Below are 15,874 nucleotides of genomic sequence, written 5' to 3' on the forward strand. Positions count from 1 at the left end.
TACCCGACAGATTTAGCCTTGGCAGATAGCGGGTTTCAATCCTCGAAACAATCTGCGCGACCATCTGCGCGGATGGTGGCCGCCCCATCGAGGATCGAAGCCGCCCGTCTGCGGGTGCGCGCAGTCGGATCCGTGACCGATCGGTTGCGCGGGGACGGCAGGATTGCCGCAATCCGCGCCGCTTGGACCGAAGTCAGCTTTGCCGCGCTAGTGTTGAAATAGCGTTGCGCCGCAGCTTCGACCCCGAATACGCCATTTCCGGTTTCGGCGACATTCAGATACACCTCAAGAATACGCTGTTTGCTCCAGAATATTTCAACCACCGGCGTGATCGAGGTTTCCAAAGCCTTGCGCACCCAGCTGCGACCCTGCCAGAGGAACACATTCTTCACCACCTGTTGCGTGATGGTCGAGGCACCACGATTGCCGCCATCCTCAAGCGCATCGCGGATGGCTTCGACGTCAAAGCCCCAATGCAGGCAGAAATTTGCGTCCTCGGCTGCAACAACTGATCTTGCCATGATCGGTGCCATGTCTTCGATCGGAACCCATTCGCGTTCAACCTTTCCCAGCCGGCGCCATTCCGACCAGATGGTGTGGGTGACAGGAGGGTTCACCACCGAATAAATCAGGACCAGAGCAACCACGAGGCCCAGAACCGCCATGACCGCTCGCGTTGCCCAGCGGCGAATCTGCCGCGCCACTGGTTCCTTCTTTCTGGATGCCTTGCGTTTTTTTCCGCCGGATTTGCGGGCTGCTTTCTTCGCCATGTCTCAGCTATACGACGCAAGGTTCCGGTTTGAAACGGCCTAAATCGCGAAAGCGCGCGCCTCGCGCGGATGAACGATCGGGCGCGCGGTTTTCAGCGACATCGGATCAAGCCCGGTCAACTCGGGAAACAAGTGCAGCACTTCGCTTTGTGTTTCGCGATCCGAAGCCGACAACGCGTGCCCGGGATAATAGCTTTCGCTTTTCGCTCCGTTGGCGAAAACGATTTCATGCTGTTTGAACAACAGATGGAAATATTCAACCTCACCGCCCTCGACCCGTGTCACGGTGTCATCGTTGACCAAAGTATGCGCCGGAACCAGCGCTTCGGTATGGCCGAACAGATAGGACGCCTGCCAGTCTTCGATCAGCATCCGGTGCTGCGGTGAAACCAGCAAGGGGCGATCCAGACCGAACACCCCGGCATCGAAACGGATTGGAGCCAGTTTGCCTTCGGCTGCGACGGTTGTACACCCAACCCAGATCAAGGGTTGTGGTCCGTGATCCACCGTGATGACCAGATCACCAACCTTCAAATCCTCAACCGCGCGCTCACCTTCCGGTGTGGCGATCATGGTCCCGGCCGTAAAGCACGGCGGCCCAAGGTTACCGACATTCAGCGGGCCTGACGTGTTAACAAAAGTGGTCGACACCAGCGTTCCGGGCTGCAGCACCTGGCCGTCTGTGGGGGTGAAAGCCCGAGACCCATCGGCCAGGTAGAAAGTGGTTCCTGTATAGGTCACGTTCCCAACGCCTGACACGTTGATCGTTACAGTATCGCCTGGCCAGGAATTTGTAACGTCTTGCCCGTTGACCGTGTCACCACTGGGTGCGTCAATAAGATTGTCATCATTCGCATCAGTCAGGGTGAAATTGCTGACCGCGACGGCCGTCCCCGCTGGTGGCGGGCTTGCAGGATCAAAGGTGAAGAACTGATCGCGATATGTCGTTGGCATCCTGTTGCCCCTACTCTGTCACCATTAGAAACCGAAACAGGCCATGGCTAACACTACAAGGTGAAGAAAGCATGGCGAAATTCGGGAGAGCAGGCAAGAATTCCACTGAAACCTCACAATAATCAGGGCCCCGCGTGCTGTAAATAGCACGCGGGGCCAGTATTTTGATGGAATTTAGGCTTACTCGGCCGGAACTGCCGTGACTTCTTCGCTCAGCGGGTGGCTGAGTTTGTTGAGCATTTCTTTGGGACAAACCTGTAGGAAGTTGCCCTTTTCCACGTCCCAATGCTGGAGAATATCCGCGGCCTTGCGGCTGTAGGTCTCCTCGGCGTGACGCGTGATCAGGGCTTTCAATTGATCCACCCAATGGTCCACGGTGACCGGGCAGGTCACAAGCGTTTCCTTGTTCATCAACGCTTCGGCCTTGCCTTCGGGATCATACAGATATGCCATGCCACCGGTCATCCCGGCACCGAAATTGGCCCCGATGTCACCAAGTATCACGGCCACGCCGCCGGTCATGTACTCACACCCGTTCGAGCCACATCCTTCAACCACAACTTTGGCACCCGAGTTGCGCACGGCAAATCGTTCACCCGCGCGGCCAGCCGCGAACAGATGGCCGTCAGTTGCACCGTAGAGAACCGTGTTGCCGATGATCGTGTTGTCGTCCGCCTTCAGCGGGCTGACCTGCGGCGGGCGCACAACGATCGTGCCGCCAGACAGGCCCTTGCCAACATAGTCATTGGCATCCCCCGACACTTCCAGCTTCAGACCCGGAGCCGCGAAAGCCCCCAAGGACTGACCGGCCGAACCCTGAAGTTTCACGTGCAGGTGGTCATCCTGGAACGTGTTCCGCATGCCAAAATTCTGCACAATGTGGCTGGAAATGCGGGTTCCGACGGTGCGGTGCGTGTTCTGGATGGCATATGACAACTGCATCTTCTCGCCATCCTTCAGGAACCGCGCCGCATCGCGCACGATCTCGGCATCCAGCGTGTCGGGCACGGCGTTCCGATCCTTGTCGCGATTGTACACGATGTTATGCGCACCATCGACGGTGATCAGCAGCGGGTTGAGATCCAGATCGTCCAAATGCGCCGAACCCCGGCTAACCTGCGCCAGCAGATCGGCCCGACCGATGATTTCATCCACGGAACGCGCGCCAAGGCTGGCCAGCAGCTCGCGCACTTCCTGCGCGTAGAAGGTGATCAGGTTCACCACCTTGTCGGCGTTGCCGGTGAACTTGGCGCGCAGGGATTCGTCCTGCGTACAGACACCAACCGGGCAGGTGTTCGACTGGCACTGACGCACCATGATACAGCCCATCGCGATCAGGGCGGCGGTGCCGATGCCGTATTCCTCGGCCCCCATCATCGCCGCCATGACGATGTCGCGCCCGGTACGCAGGCCGCCATCAGTGCGCAGAGTCACCCGGTCGCGCAGGTTGTTCATCGCCAGAACCTGATGCGCCTCGGTCAGGCCCATCTCCCATGGCAGACCGGCATATTTGATGCTGGTCGCGGGTGAGGCACCCGTACCGCCATTGTGCCCCGAGATCAGGATGATATCGGCCTTCGCCTTGGCCACACCGGCAGCGATCGTGCCAACGCCGGAAGACGCCACCAGTTTCACCGTCACCTTGCAGCGCGGGTTGATCTGTTTCAGGTCATAGATCAGCTGAGCCAGATCCTCGATCGAGTAGATGTCATGATGCGGCGGCGGCGAGATCAGCGTAACGCCCTTGGTCGAGTGCCGCAGACGCGCGATCAGGTCAGTGACCTTCATGCCCGGCAGCTGACCGCCCTCGCCCGGTTTCGCCCCTTGGGCAACCTTGATTTCCAGCTCTTCGCACTGGTTCAGATATTCGGCGGTCACACCAAACCGGCCCGAGGCCACCTGCTTGATCTTGGCCGAGGGGTTGTCACCATTCGGCTCCGGCACGAAATGCGCCGGGTCTTCACCCCCTTCACCACTGTCGGATTTCGCACCGATCCGGTTCATCGCCACGTTCAGCGTCTTGTGCGCCTCAGGCGACAGCGCGCCCAGCGACATGCCCGGCGTGACAAAGCGCTTGCGGATCGAGGTGATCGATTCAACCTCTTCGATCGGCACCGGTTTACCCAATGGTTTGAAATCCATCAGGTCGCGCAGATGGATCGGCGGGTTCGATTGCATCTTGGCAGAATACTGTTTCCACAGCTCATAGGACGCCTTGTTGCACGCCATCTGCATCATATGCATCGAGGTCGCTTCCCACGCGTGGGTTTCACCCGATTTCCGTGCCTTGTAGAAACCACCGATCGGCAACACGTCCAGACCACTGTTCCAGCCCTTGGCGTGGATTTCTTCGGCCTTTGCCTGGATACCCTTGACGCCGATGCCGGAAATACGGCTGGTCATACCCGGGAAATACTCGGCCACCATCGCGCGGCTCAGGCCAACAGCCTCGAAATTCAGACCGCCGCGATAGGACGAGATCACCGAGATCCCCATCTTGGCCATGATCTTCAACAGGCCCTGGTCGATGGCTTCGCGATAGCGCGCGACATTTTCGGTCAGGGTACCGTCCAGCAGCCCACGATCGATACGATCGGCCAGCGAGTCTTCGGCCAGATAGGCGTTCACAACGGTCGCGCCACAGCCGATCAGAACCGCAAAGTAATGCGGATCGACACATTCAGCCGAGCGTACGTTCAAGGAACAGAACGTCCGCAGGCCCTGACGGGTCAGGTGTGAGTGCACTGCGCTGGTGGCAAGGATCATCGGCATCGCCACCCGATCTTCACCCGAGTTCATGTCGGTCAGCACCAGATGCCCGGCGCCAGACCGTACCGCCTCTTCAGCTTCGGCTCTGACACGGGCCAAAGCAGCGCTCAGCGCACCTTGACCGGGCTCAAAGCTGCAATCGATCTCGGCCAGCGGAGCGTTGAGGTGCCCAACCAGTTCATTCCATTGTGCGTTTCCGACAAAGGGGCTTTCCAGAACGATGATCTCGGTCTGGCTGCTGTCCTCATCCAGCACGTTCTTCAGGTTTCCGAACCGGGTTTTCAAGGACATGACGCGGTATTCGCGCAAACTGTCGATCGGCGGGTTTGTGACCTGACTGAAATTCTGCCGGAAGAAATGGCTGAGCGGGCGGTATTGCTTGGACAGAACCGCCGAGGGCGTATCGTCACCCATGGACGCCAGCGCCTCTTTGCCGTCTTCGGCCATGGGCGCAAGAATCTGCTCCAGCTCTTCGACCGAATAGCCTGCCGCGATCTGGCGTTTGCGCAGATCTTCGCCCGAGAATATCGGCTTTTCGGTCACACCTGCCAGCGCCTCGTCCAGATCGTTGATCTTGCCGACCCACTCGCCAAACGGCAATGCGCTCGCCAGCTTGTTCTTGATCTGGGTGTCGCGATACAGCTTGCCCTTTTTCATGTCGACAGCCAGCATCTGACCGGGGCCCAGCGCGCCTTTTTCGGTCACTGTGGACTCATCAATCGGCACCATGCCGGCCTCGGATCCCGCAATGACAAGACCATCGCCAGTCACGACGTAACGCATCGGACGCAGGCCGTTGCGGTCCAGTCCAGCACAGACCCAGCGGCCATCCGTCATGGCCAGCGCGGCGGGGCCGTCCCACGGCTCCATCACCGAGTTGCAGTAGGAATACATGTCGCGCCAGGCCTGCGGCAGTTCCACCGCCTGTTTCGACCAGCTTTCCGGAACCAGCATGGTTTTCGCCATGGGCGCCGAGCGGCCCGCGCGCACCAGAACTTCGAAAACCGAGTCCAATGCGGCCGAATCCGACGATCCTCCGGCGATGATCGGCTTGATATCCTCGGCATAATCCCCAAACGTCGAGGACGCCATGCGGATCTCGTGGCTTTTCATCCAGTTGATGTTGCCTTTCAGCGTGTTGATCTCGCCGTTATGGGCCAACATGCGGAACGGCTGCGCCAGCCACCATTGCGGGAAAGTGTTGGTGGAATAGCGCTGGTGGTAGATTGCGAAGGCGGATTCAAACCGTTCGTCCATCAGGTCGGGATAGAAGACGGCAACCTGCTCGGCCAACATCATGCCCTTGTAGATGATCGAACGGCACGACAGCGACGCCAGGTACAGCCCGGAAATACCGGCAGCTGAGGCGGCCTTTTCAATTCGGCGACGAATGACATAGAGCTCGCGCTCGAAGGTCTCTTCGTCCACACCTTTGGAATTCGAGATCAGGATCTGCTCGATCTCGGGCCGGGTGGCGTTGGCTTTTTCACCTAGACAGGTGACATCGACCGGCACGTGACGCCAGCCATAGATGTAATAGCCCATGCGCAGAACTTCGCTTTCCACGATGGTCCGGCACTGTTCCTGTGCGCCAAAGTCGGTGCGCGGCAGGAAAACCTGACCAACAGCGATCAGTTCGTCCAATTTAGGCTCGTGGCCTGTGCGCCTGATCTGATCGTAGAAAAACGAGACCGGAATCTGCACGTGAATGCCCGCGCCATCACCGGTCTTGCCGTCAGCATCAACCGCGCCGCGGTGCCAGATCGCCTTGAGCGCGTCGATACCGGCGTCCACAACCTTGCGCGACGCTTTCCCATCCACGGACACAACAAGACCCACACCGCAGGAAGAATGCTCTTCTTCCTGAGAATAGAGACCATTTTCAGCCATCCATTTGCGCTTGGCTTCTTCGGCCCGCACCCAATCGGCATCATATTTGGTCATTGGCTGTCTCCTTCGTCAGAGGGGGCGTACATGGCTTCGACCTCGGCTTTGGTCATCTGCCGGCGTTCGCCTGCGAACGCGTAGCCCTGGGGCTTTTTGTCGATGTAAAGTTCAAGTTTCAGCGGGTTGCCTGCGGCGTTGTCAAACAGACCCGCCGCCATTTGCGTCTGGCCGTGCATCTCGCCCGGGAGCGTGATCCGATACCAAAGCGCCGAGCCGCAATCGGCGCAAAAGGCGCGCTCGGCCCAGTCAGAGGAAGTGAAAGTTTTGACCGGTCCAAGCGCGGCATAGCCTTCTTCGGCCTGAAACGTCACCAGCATGGAACTGGTCCAGCGCCGGCACTGGTCGCAATGGCAGGCCCCCAGCGCATCCCGCGCCGGAGTTGCCGTCACCGTAACTGCGCCACACATGCATTGGCCTTGCAATTCAGGCATTTCGAAGCCTCCTGATCGCCGGGATTATTCGGCCGCAACGGCAGATTTAGCATTGAAGCGTTCGATGATCGCATCAGCGCAGTCACGACCGTCCCGGATCGCCCAGACCACCAGCGAGGCACCGCGCACGATGTCACCGATTGCATAGACTCCGTCCATTTCGGTCTCGCCGGTTTGGAACGCCGCCTTGATCGTACCCCAGCGGGTGACTGGCAGATCAGGTTGTCCGAACAGCGTCGGCAGGTCTTCAGGTTCGAATCCAAGCGCCTTGATCACAAGATCGGCGTCTTCGACATAGTCCGCGCCTTCAATCACTTCGGGGGCCTGACGACCGGATGCGTCTGGCTGTCCCAAGCGCATCTTCTGAACGATAACACCTTTGACCGTGTCTTCACCCGTGAACCCTTTGGGTGCGCTGAGCCATTCGAAGATCACGCCTTCTTCTTCGGCATTCTGCGTTTCACGCTGTGACCCCGGCATGTTGGCCCGGTCCCGGCGATACAGACATTTGACAGAAGTCGCGCCCTGACGGATCGAAGTGCGCACGCAATCCATCGCAGTGTCACCGCCGCCAATCACGACGACTTTTTTGCCGTCGGCGTTCAAGCGACCGTTGTCGAATTCTTCGACCTCGTCGCCAAAGCTTTTCCGGTTCGAGGCTGTCAGGAAGTCGATCGCCTTTTCGATCCCGGCCAGACCGCTGCCCGGCATTGCCAGGTCGCGCGACTTGTAGACACCGGTCGCAATGATAACGGCATCATGCCTGGCCCGGATTTCTTCGAACTTGGCCGCATCCACGTCGCAATTCAGAACAAACTCGACCCCACCATCAGCCAACAGGTCATTGCGGCGCTGAACAACGTCTTTTTCCAGTTTGAACCCCGGAATGCCATACATCAGCAGGCCACCGGCCCGGTCATAGCGGTCGTATACCGTGACCTGGATACCAGCCTGGCGCAGCATGTCCGCAGCGGCCAATCCACCAGGGCCTGCACCAATGATACCTACGCTTTCAGCGCGTTCGGCCGATGGAGCAACCGGCTGGACCCAGCCTTTTTCCCATGCGGTATCCGTTATGTATTTCTCGATCGAACCAATCGTGACCGTTCCATGGCCCGACTGTTCGATCACGCAGTTGCCCTCGCACAGGCGGTCCTGCGGACAGATGCGCCCGCAGATCTCAGGGAAAGTATTGGTGGCCTGACTTACCTGATAGGCTTCTTCCAGGCGTCCGGTCGCAGTCAGGCGCAACCAGTCGGGAATATTGTTGTGCAACGGGCAATGCGACTGGCAGTAAGGAACACCGCATTGGCTGCACCGACTCGCCTGCTCGGCTGCTTTTTCAGCGGCGAACTCGGAATAGATCTCGTCAAAGTCGTCCTTGCGGTCATTGGCAGCACGCTTTTCCGGCATGACGCGGTCGATCTGCACAAATTTCAGCATCGGTTGCTTGGCCACGGGTCAGACTCCATGAATTGGCTAGGTTCCGTTTCTTTACGGGATGCGCTTTTGGATGAAAAGTCAATTAAACTGACCTAAATTGAAAAAAAGCAGCGTGCCTTCAAGAAAAGTGGAAAATAATTGGAAATTTTAGATCCGATTCGGACCTATATGCGCGCTTTCCTTTTTTTCATCGCCCTTATACCCATAACCCACAAAGAACACGTGGCAGCAGCACGGCAGGGCAGATGAGTTTGTTTCACCTGATTCTCGTAGCAATCATTCAGGGAATCACTGAGTTTTTGCCCATATCCTCATCTGGTCACCTGATCCTGCTGCCCAACCTGTCGGGGTTGCAGGACCAGGGTCAAGCCATTGATGTCGCGGTGCATGTGGGAACCCTGGGCGCCGTGGTGCTGTATTTCTGGTCGGATGTAAAACAGGCCCTTGCCGGGTTGCCGCGCGCGTTGACCGGGCGGGGTGACACACCGCAGGCCCAGCTTGCTCTGTGCCTGATCGTTGCAACTGTTCCTACCGTGATCGCGGGCCTCATTCTGCATGTCACCGGGTTGAGCCAGGCCATGCGCTCGATCACGGTCATCGGATGGACAATGCTGGGTTTCGGTCTGCTGCTGTATTGGGTGGATCAGAGGGCTCCTGAAACCAAAGGGACCGAAAACTGGGGAATACGCGACGCGCTCATCATGGGTCTGTGGCAGGTTCTTGCCCTGATCCCAGGCACGTCCCGTTCCGGGATAACCATAACCGGCGCGCGGCAATTGGGATATACCCGTGAAGACGGCGCGCGGATCGCGATGTTGATGTCGATCCCGACAATCCTGGCGTCGGGCACACTGCTGGCACTGGATGTGGTGCGCGACGCCGATATGCAACTGGCCCGGGATGGGGCCGTTGCAGCGCTGTTTGCCTTTCTTTCGGCCCTGCTGGCGCTCAGCCTGATGATGCGGCTTCTGCGCAGCGTCAGTTTCACACCCTACGTCATCTACCGCGTCATTCTTGGCGTAGTACTTTTGATCATGGCCTACAGCTGATCAGATACGCAGGTTTTTGGCCGAGTTCTGAATGTCGTCATACTGACCTGAGGGGCGGAATTTCCACAGGTATTCCGGCAACACCGATTCCAGCGTGGTCGGCACGATCCCAAGGTCTGCAAAAGACTTTGCGCCCTCGGCGACAACATTGTCGTGACGCAGGTTCTTAAGCTGATCGCGCGTCAGAATGTTGTTGGGGAACAGCTGGAAGCTGACAAATTTAACGATATCCAGCACACCCGCCATAATCCGCGCGGCAAAGAACGGCAGGCCGATGATGACGCGGCGACGGTGAATCACTTCAAGCATCTGCTGCATCAAGGCACGAAAGGTCTTAACCTCGGGGCCACCAAGCTCGTAAATACCCGGCTCTGCCTGCCCCAGAACGCCTTTGACGGCAGCTTGCGCCACATCGTCTACGTAAACCGGCTGGAATTTTGTGTCGGCCCCGACCAGAGGCAGGAACGGTCCCATGCGGGTCATTCCGGCGAAACGGTTGAAGAACTGGTCTTCGGTTCCAAAGATCACCGAAGGACGCAGGATCACGGCGTCTGGCATATGTTTCAACACGCTCGCTTCACCATGTGCTTTGGTCCGGGAATACGCGCTGGCTGAATTCGCATCCGCACCGATGGCCGAGATATGAACCATCCGCTTGATGCCCTGCTCGGCCGCCAAACGCGCGATGCGTTCAGCTCCTTCGGCCTGCACGGTATCAAACCCGTTCTTGCCAAGTTCGTTCAGCACACCCACGCAGTTCACAACCGCATCGGCGCTCTGCATCGCCAGCGCCACCGAGGCGTCATCCCGAATATTGCACAGCACCGGTTCGACCTGACCCACGGCACCATAGGGTTTGACGAACATGGCCTCGTTCGGACGACGTACAGCCACCCGGACACGCCACCCCTCTTTCGCCATGCGCCGCGCGATGTAGCGACCGACAAATCCCGATCCGCCAAAAATCGTCACCAGTTTCGACATGAGAGGGCTCCTGCTGAGAAATTGCGCCCTAGAACTAGCGCCCGCAGGCCAGTCAAACAAGGCACTAATTCGCCGCGACGGTGTTGAAAACCATGCGCGAAAAACACCGGCCGGGAACCGAACTCAAAAAACTTTAAAAAATCTCACCGAATCTGGTTGACGCCCCCCGCGACTAGGCTTAAACGCCCCTCCACGACACCTGCCCAGGTGGCGGAATTGGTAGACGCGCTAGCTTCAGGTGCTAGTGTCCGTATGGACGTGGAGGTTCGAGTCCTCTCCTGGGCACCATTTCTTCCGAACATAGATGCTCATAAACACTCAATTTCATTGAGTGTTTTACCGATTCTCGGTTATCGCCCGGAACGTGGTGGAACGCTCGATACCCGCAGAAAACACGACATGTGAGGGTTTGGTTGGGGCTTTACCTCAAAAACACGAGCTTGATGCCCCCAATGGCACTTTCCGATCTTTAGATTCGAACGGCATGGCGAAGTCCAAAGCCATTCAAATTGGCTGATGCTGGCGGCTTGTTCGCATTGGCGAAACCAAGTGGCTCAGGACTATGGGAATGGAATTATCGTCATCTGGGGATTTGTCGAACGCGTGGCAACGTCCTGCCGCACCAGCAGCCGGTTTACCGGTCAGGAGGCCTGGGCGAATGCCTGCAACGCGGGACAACGCCGAAGATTGTTTTCTCGGCAATTGCTTTTGCGCCCGCGTTGAACGCTGCAACCCGGGATCTGACTGCTTTGTCCGGATCGAAAACCTGTGTGAATTGCTTGGCGTTCAAATCCGTTTGAGCGTGATGACCGATTGAGCAAACCTGGATTTGTCATCTATGACGTCAACAACTTTGAAGTCCGGGGCCCAGTTCTCCTCGATATAGGAAACGGGCACGATCGCATCGCCGTAAGTCTTGTTGCCATCGGTACCTTCCATGAAGACCAGTTCGCCGCTGTCATAACGCGCGGCAAACTCGGGCACCCTGTCTGCGGACTCTGCGAGTAGCTTGTGCCAAGCGTTCGAACCTCTTCGTTTTCCAAGTTGGAAGTGACGAAGCAAACCTATTCTGTTTCCAAGTATTCTCGGGCCCAATATTTCGCGTCCGCGATTTTCAATGTATCTCAGGAACCGCCTCGGCTGGACCGTGATCACCAGTACAGCGCCGGGTTTGGTAACGCGCGCCAGCTCGTTACGCCAATGCAAATGAACATCCTCTGGCAGATGCGTGAAAACTGAATACGCCATTGCAGACGAAATCTTGCCGTCGGGCAGCGAAAACGCGCCCAATGGCGAAATTTGCATGAACTCGCCTGGCAGATCTCTTTTCCGGCACTCATCAATGATGTTGGCATTTACATCTGCCGCGAACACTGATCGACTTGGATAATCTTTAGAAAACAGGCGAATATACCGTCCCCAACCACATCCGAAATCCAAAAAGCAATCGTTCTTGCTCGGGTTTTCGCCGTGCGTTGAAAACATCTGCTTTGCGTGCACGTAAAAACCATACGCTTCTCTGATTGCACTGGAAAGCGCGCTTCCGACATATTCGACTTGAATATCATTTGGAGGAAAGTCGGGCAGAACGCTTGCAAGCTCGCCTCCTTTGTTTTCAGCTTTAGCCAGCCATAGCTGAAGCCAATCGGCATCGGTCAGTTCGTTGAAGCTTTCATGCAAGTCTCTCATACCGGCTGCCCTGCATCTGGAATGATGCCCTTTGAATACGATACGAAATGCGCGATTACAATTGATTGAGTTTCTGGCCTTCAGTCGACGGGCCAGGTCTTGCCAAGACTCTTGGCGCGAGCGGGTGCACGTTGAATGCCTGAGCCGAAAGATCAACCGCTTTGTGGTCAGCACGACGGTGCGGGACTTCAGTGGATAGAGTTCTGTGTTGGCCAAAAGTGGCGCCACAGCACCTCCGTCATGGGCTCGAAGCATTCATCTGACGGTTTTGGCAGGTTGATCCGGTTCGAAGAACGGTGAAACCGGACAAACCCACCTTTGCTGAGGCGTCAATGCCAACCCATCATTTGCGCGCAGATTCAGCAGCTTGGTCGCCGCTGACGGGCTGAGAAGATAAGGAACGCATCACATCTGCCGTTATCTGTCGGGTTAATTGCTCAAGCAGAACGCGCATATTGCCGCCCATGAACCCGGCCGCGTTTGACGGCCCTGTCAGCCTCCGGAAGCTTCCCGATCACCTTGTTTACGTCCTTAACGCTGCAATACTTCTGCATCGAAAAGCTCATCGATAACGGTTGGCGAAACCGAACGCCGAGAATCCGGCGGACTCCAAGGCCGCACCCGGCCCAACATCCAGTATGGGTCTGCTGTATCGGTACCCTTCCTTCAGGGTATCATTGTGGTTCTGAAAAAAACGGCCCTTGGGATCAATCATCAGGTACGACTTCAGCATGTCTGCGTTGTCTTCAACGCGTATGATGTCCGTCAACGAGCGGTGCCTGTGCACAAAGGCCCGGAACTGCTCATCCGTCACCATGCCGGCCGTGGTTGTCATTGGCAGCGCCCGGAGGATCTTCCACTTGTGGGGTGACAGTCTCGCAATGACTCGAGTCAAGTCCGCCTCGTGATTCTGAGAACTCACAACCGTATTGATCTTCAGCTTCAGGTCAGGGTTGTTTGAGCGTGCCGTTGCGACGCTGTCCCTCAAAGCCTCTGGATCCAACTGCCGAGAGCGACGATCTTCGCGGCCGATCGCCTTGTTCGTGCGCATGTCAGCTGCATCCAGGCTTACTCCAAGCCAATCGAGATGCGGCGCCAGGGCAGACATGGTTTCTGAATCAAGCCTGCTGCCGTTGGTAATGATCGAAACATCAAACCCGATCTGGGCGGCCAGCTCAACGCCACGGATCAAGTCAGCGCGACACAACAATGGCTCACCCCCTGCAAAATTGAGACGGACACGCCGCCAAGTCAAAGTGTCCTTCAAAGGGTTCTTCAAATTTGCAGGATCAAAAAAAGCCCAGAGCGATCTCAGCAAATTGGCTGTGTTTTCCGGCTGGCGGATCACGTCGCGCACTGAAGGCGGTCGTTCCCACTTGGCATAGCAATACACGCACCGGTAGTTGCAAGTTTCGTTGACGTGCCAATTGATGACCATTTGGTCGATGCTGTGTTTCAGGGAAGTTTCCACGTTAGGTTCTCCATGTTCATTACATGATTCGAACCTGCCATCGGCGCGCTTCAAAATATCTGATATGAAGCGTGCAAACCAATTTTCCGGAATTGCACTACTAAATAATAACATTTATTGCCAAATATTTACGCTGATTACGAGGGTTCTCTTGGCACTTGTACCTCCACCAGAAGCCATCTTTGTCGAACTGTCCCGGTCTTTCTTTGGCTCAGTAATGGGTAAGCACGAAAAGACGCGCCTTCTTCGGCGAGAGCTTTCGATGAAGCAGATCGAAAAAGAGCATCGTAGAAGTTGTAGGGAGCTCTTTGTTGCTCTTGAGTTTGATGAGAGCGCGGTCCGTGATGCCGAACAAAATATCTGGGAAGTGGTAATGTCCTTTTGGCGGATCGAGCAGGAGCTTTGGGCATTCGATGCGCCGATCCAACATATAGTCTGGGAGCTTTTGATTCACCTGTACGTGCCGGGCGCTGCCCGACGGGCCGCATTCTGGATGATCGACGACCGTTCGGATGACGGTTTGCCGGACGGGCGGTTTTGGTTTTTGCCGGAACCGGATCCCGCAGACCCATCAAGGCTTCGGCTTCCGGTTCAACAGGTTCTGGATTGGGCCTTCGATCTGATCGGTCTGTCAGTTGAGGGCTACGCTGTTCGTTTGGCGGAAGATCATATCGAAAATGGAATCTGCAACCCGGACAAAGACCCCAAAGCAAAAATCGCGCGGGCCCTTTATCGCTGGCAACAAGGCATGGCTCTTCCTGACCAGGACAGTATCACACGCACATTTCCCGACAGGTTGACTAAGTCCGGGGATACAGGACCAAACTTGGGATCCCGACTACCGTTTTCCGGATGCTGGGAATACGACACGGGCCAAGATCTGGAATACAACTACCAGTCGGCCCGGAACTTCATTCAGGCCCGGAATCTTACCATCCCACGGTTGCGTTTTGACCTGGACATTTCAGAAGACGCCCTGAGCCGCGCCCTGAATGGGCATCCGCCGGAGGACGAAAAGGCAAGATTTACCTTTCTTGTAAGTCGGCGCTTCGCGCGGCGCAGCATGAAGACCATTCGCCAAATGTTGTTGTTCGCGCGCGCGATGCAGGACGGTTACCTGCGCCTTCTCAAACTGCTTTGCCCGGATGTTCAGCCCACATGCGCCGATCCCCGTGAAAACCGCATTCTGGAACTGACCCACATCTTCAAGCTGGTCTACAACCTGACGCTGGAAGCCCATCGCAACACGGCTGGGGAGGGAATATGGGCTCAGGACCAACATTTCGAGGCCAAACTGAAGGCTTGCGTTCCTTGGATGGTGAGTGCGCTTGCGACAATCTTGCCCTCGAATTTCCGGTATCCGGATGCAACACGCGCAGGTATCTGTGAACGCCTGAGCCGACGCTTTTCCGAGATACAAGACGGTGATCGACTACAGGCTTACATCCCCGGTTCCGGGGATCGCGACGCGTTCAGAAAAATCTTTGAACGCGAAAACCAGTCATTAAAAAACGTCGTGGCCGAATTTCAGGATCACCAGTGGCATTGTGAAAGACTGGATCGTCAGGCTGCCGTGGAAGAAATAGAAAGGGAAACGCGCCTTTGGTTTCTGAACAGTCTTGCGCAGGATGCGAACATTCCTGACGTGATCCGGGCCGCCTCGACGAACCGACTCGCGGCAATCGCAAAGGGAACTGCGCTGGAGGGCGTTTGGTTCCGGGACGCGCTTGAAGCGACTCGTCAGAAGGGCGACAAGGCACGCGTCGACAAACTGCTGAGTGAGACGAAAGAGCTTGACCCTTCGGACCGCTGGCTTCCGGTTTGGCTTCACCAAAAAGCGCGGCACCACATCAATCTCAATGAATGGAACCAGGCAAAAACATGCTTGAAGGAAGCAATCGAACTGACGCGGATACAAAGCTTCGGCCCGACACGCGGCCTTCTCTCACTTGACCTGCTTGGGCTGGAGTTGACGAAGTCAGCATACAATCAGCGAAATCACGGCGGGTTGGTAAGAGATGTGATCATGTTCGGAGTCGTGGACGTCCCGCCAACGGACAAGTGGGTGGTTGTCACGGCGGAAACCCATTTTTGGGAAGAGCTGTATCAACCCTACGCAGGGACAACGCGGCGAAAGAGGGCGCGCAATCAGCGCAGCCAGAGGCGCTGACTACGAACAAATGCACGTACCGTCAGGATCTGGGCCGAAAACCGCGAAAGACCGGCGAAGAGGCACCAACACTGTCAATGGCACCGCTGTGGCGGATCATGTGTTTTGCCCAGAAATGCCTGACGGCCCGACGCCGTCACCAACATCCTGACCCTTGGAATGCGGAGGATCAGGCCGGCTGCAAAAAAGGCGTTGCA

Annotated in this window: 10 protein-coding genes and 1 tRNA gene; 3 read left to right on the plus strand and 8 right to left on the minus strand. The window is 56.8% G+C overall.

Annotated elements, in window-relative coordinates:
• Positions 1 to 35 precede the first annotated feature (35 nt).
• The 5 genes from mtgA to I9185_RS11280 form a co-directional block, all read right to left on the minus strand.
• On the minus strand, positions 36 to 770 hold the full coding sequence (gene mtgA / locus I9185_RS11260; protein WP_171723966.1) for a monofunctional biosynthetic peptidoglycan transglycosylase: 735 nt from the start codon (positions 768 to 770) through the stop codon (positions 36 to 38).
• Between the two features lie 39 nt (positions 771 to 809).
• Positions 810 to 1,724, minus strand: a complete 915-nt coding sequence (locus tag I9185_RS11265) for a Hint domain-containing protein (protein WP_171723967.1) — start codon at positions 1,722 to 1,724, stop codon at positions 810 to 812.
• A gap of 180 nt (positions 1,725 to 1,904) precedes the next feature.
• Positions 1,905 to 6,437 (minus strand): glutamate synthase large subunit, encoded by a 4,533-nt coding sequence (gene gltB, locus I9185_RS11270; RefSeq protein WP_210093103.1) that lies wholly within the window; start codon positions 6,435 to 6,437, stop codon positions 1,905 to 1,907.
• Positions 6,434 to 6,871 carry a GFA family protein gene (locus tag I9185_RS11275; protein ID WP_152459664.1) on the minus strand — a complete coding sequence of 146 codons (438 nt, stop codon included), beginning with the start codon at positions 6,869 to 6,871 and terminating at the stop codon, positions 6,434 to 6,436. Before I9185_RS11275 ends, gltB begins: the two co-directional genes overlap by 4 nt.
• A gap of 24 nt (positions 6,872 to 6,895) precedes the next feature.
• On the minus strand, positions 6,896 to 8,329 hold the full coding sequence (locus I9185_RS11280; protein WP_210093104.1) for an NAD(P)-dependent oxidoreductase: 1,434 nt from the start codon (positions 8,327 to 8,329) through the stop codon (positions 6,896 to 6,898).
• Positions 8,330 to 8,559: 230 nt separating this feature from the next.
• On the opposite strand from I9185_RS11280, the gene I9185_RS11285 reads away from it, so the two are divergent.
• Complete coding sequence (locus I9185_RS11285; protein ID WP_209835595.1) at positions 8,560 to 9,363, plus strand: undecaprenyl-diphosphate phosphatase; 804 nt, start codon at positions 8,560 to 8,562, stop codon at positions 9,361 to 9,363.
• Here I9185_RS11285 and I9185_RS11290 read toward each other — a convergent pair whose 3' ends face one another.
• Positions 9,364 to 10,347, minus strand: a complete 984-nt coding sequence (locus I9185_RS11290; RefSeq protein ID WP_209835594.1) for a complex I NDUFA9 subunit family protein — start codon at positions 10,345 to 10,347, stop codon at positions 9,364 to 9,366.
• A gap of 201 nt (positions 10,348 to 10,548) precedes the next feature.
• Between I9185_RS11290 and I9185_RS11295 the strand changes: the two genes are divergently transcribed.
• A tRNA-Leu gene (locus tag I9185_RS11295) sits at positions 10,549 to 10,635 on the plus strand.
• Positions 10,636 to 11,133: 498 nt separating this feature from the next.
• Here the strand turns inward: I9185_RS11295 and I9185_RS11300 are convergent.
• Positions 11,134 to 12,036 carry a class I SAM-dependent methyltransferase gene (locus I9185_RS11300; RefSeq protein ID WP_210093105.1) on the minus strand — a complete coding sequence of 301 codons (903 nt, stop codon included), beginning with the start codon at positions 12,034 to 12,036 and terminating at the stop codon, positions 11,134 to 11,136.
• A gap of 562 nt (positions 12,037 to 12,598) precedes the next feature.
• Positions 12,599 to 13,474, minus strand: a complete 876-nt coding sequence (locus I9185_RS11305; RefSeq protein ID WP_245223544.1) for a viperin family antiviral radical SAM protein — start codon at positions 13,472 to 13,474, stop codon at positions 12,599 to 12,601.
• Between I9185_RS11305 and I9185_RS11310 the strand changes: the two genes are divergently transcribed.
• Positions 13,467 to 15,677, plus strand: a complete 2,211-nt coding sequence (locus tag I9185_RS11310) for a hypothetical protein (protein WP_210093107.1) — start codon at positions 13,467 to 13,469, stop codon at positions 15,675 to 15,677. The genes I9185_RS11305 and I9185_RS11310 overlap by 8 nt on opposite strands.
• The last annotated feature ends 197 nt before the right edge of the window (positions 15,678 to 15,874 follow it).

This window comes from Ruegeria sp. HKCCSP346 (assembly GCF_017872595.1).
Classification (GTDB): Bacteria; Pseudomonadota; Alphaproteobacteria; order Rhodobacterales; family Rhodobacteraceae; genus Ruegeria.

Bases quoted from the DNA above. Each gene is read 5' to 3' on its own strand.
- gltB (WP_210093103.1), bottom strand. From the start codon at position 6,437: ATGACCAAATATGATGCCGATTGGGTGCGGGCCGAAGAAGCCAAGCGC.
- I9185_RS11310 (WP_210093107.1), top strand. From the start codon at position 13,467: ATGACCATTTGGTCGATGCTGTGTTTCAGGGAAGTTTCCACGTTAGGT.
- I9185_RS11300 (WP_210093105.1), bottom strand. From the start codon at position 12,036: ATGAGAGACTTGCATGAAAGCTTCAACGAACTGACCGATGCCGATTGG.
- I9185_RS11285 (WP_209835595.1), top strand. From the start codon at position 8,560: ATGAGTTTGTTTCACCTGATTCTCGTAGCAATCATTCAGGGAATCACT.
- I9185_RS11290 (WP_209835594.1), bottom strand. From the start codon at position 10,347: ATGTCGAAACTGGTGACGATTTTTGGCGGATCGGGATTTGTCGGTCGC.
- I9185_RS11275 (WP_152459664.1), bottom strand. From the start codon at position 6,871: ATGCCTGAATTGCAAGGCCAATGCATGTGTGGCGCAGTTACGGTGACG.
- I9185_RS11265 (WP_171723967.1), bottom strand. From the start codon at position 1,724: ATGCCAACGACATATCGCGATCAGTTCTTCACCTTTGATCCTGCAAGC.
- I9185_RS11305 (WP_245223544.1), bottom strand. From the start codon at position 13,474: ATGGTCATCAATTGGCACGTCAACGAAACTTGCAACTACCGGTGCGTG.
- mtgA (WP_171723966.1), bottom strand. From the start codon at position 770: ATGGCGAAGAAAGCAGCCCGCAAATCCGGCGGAAAAAAACGCAAGGCA.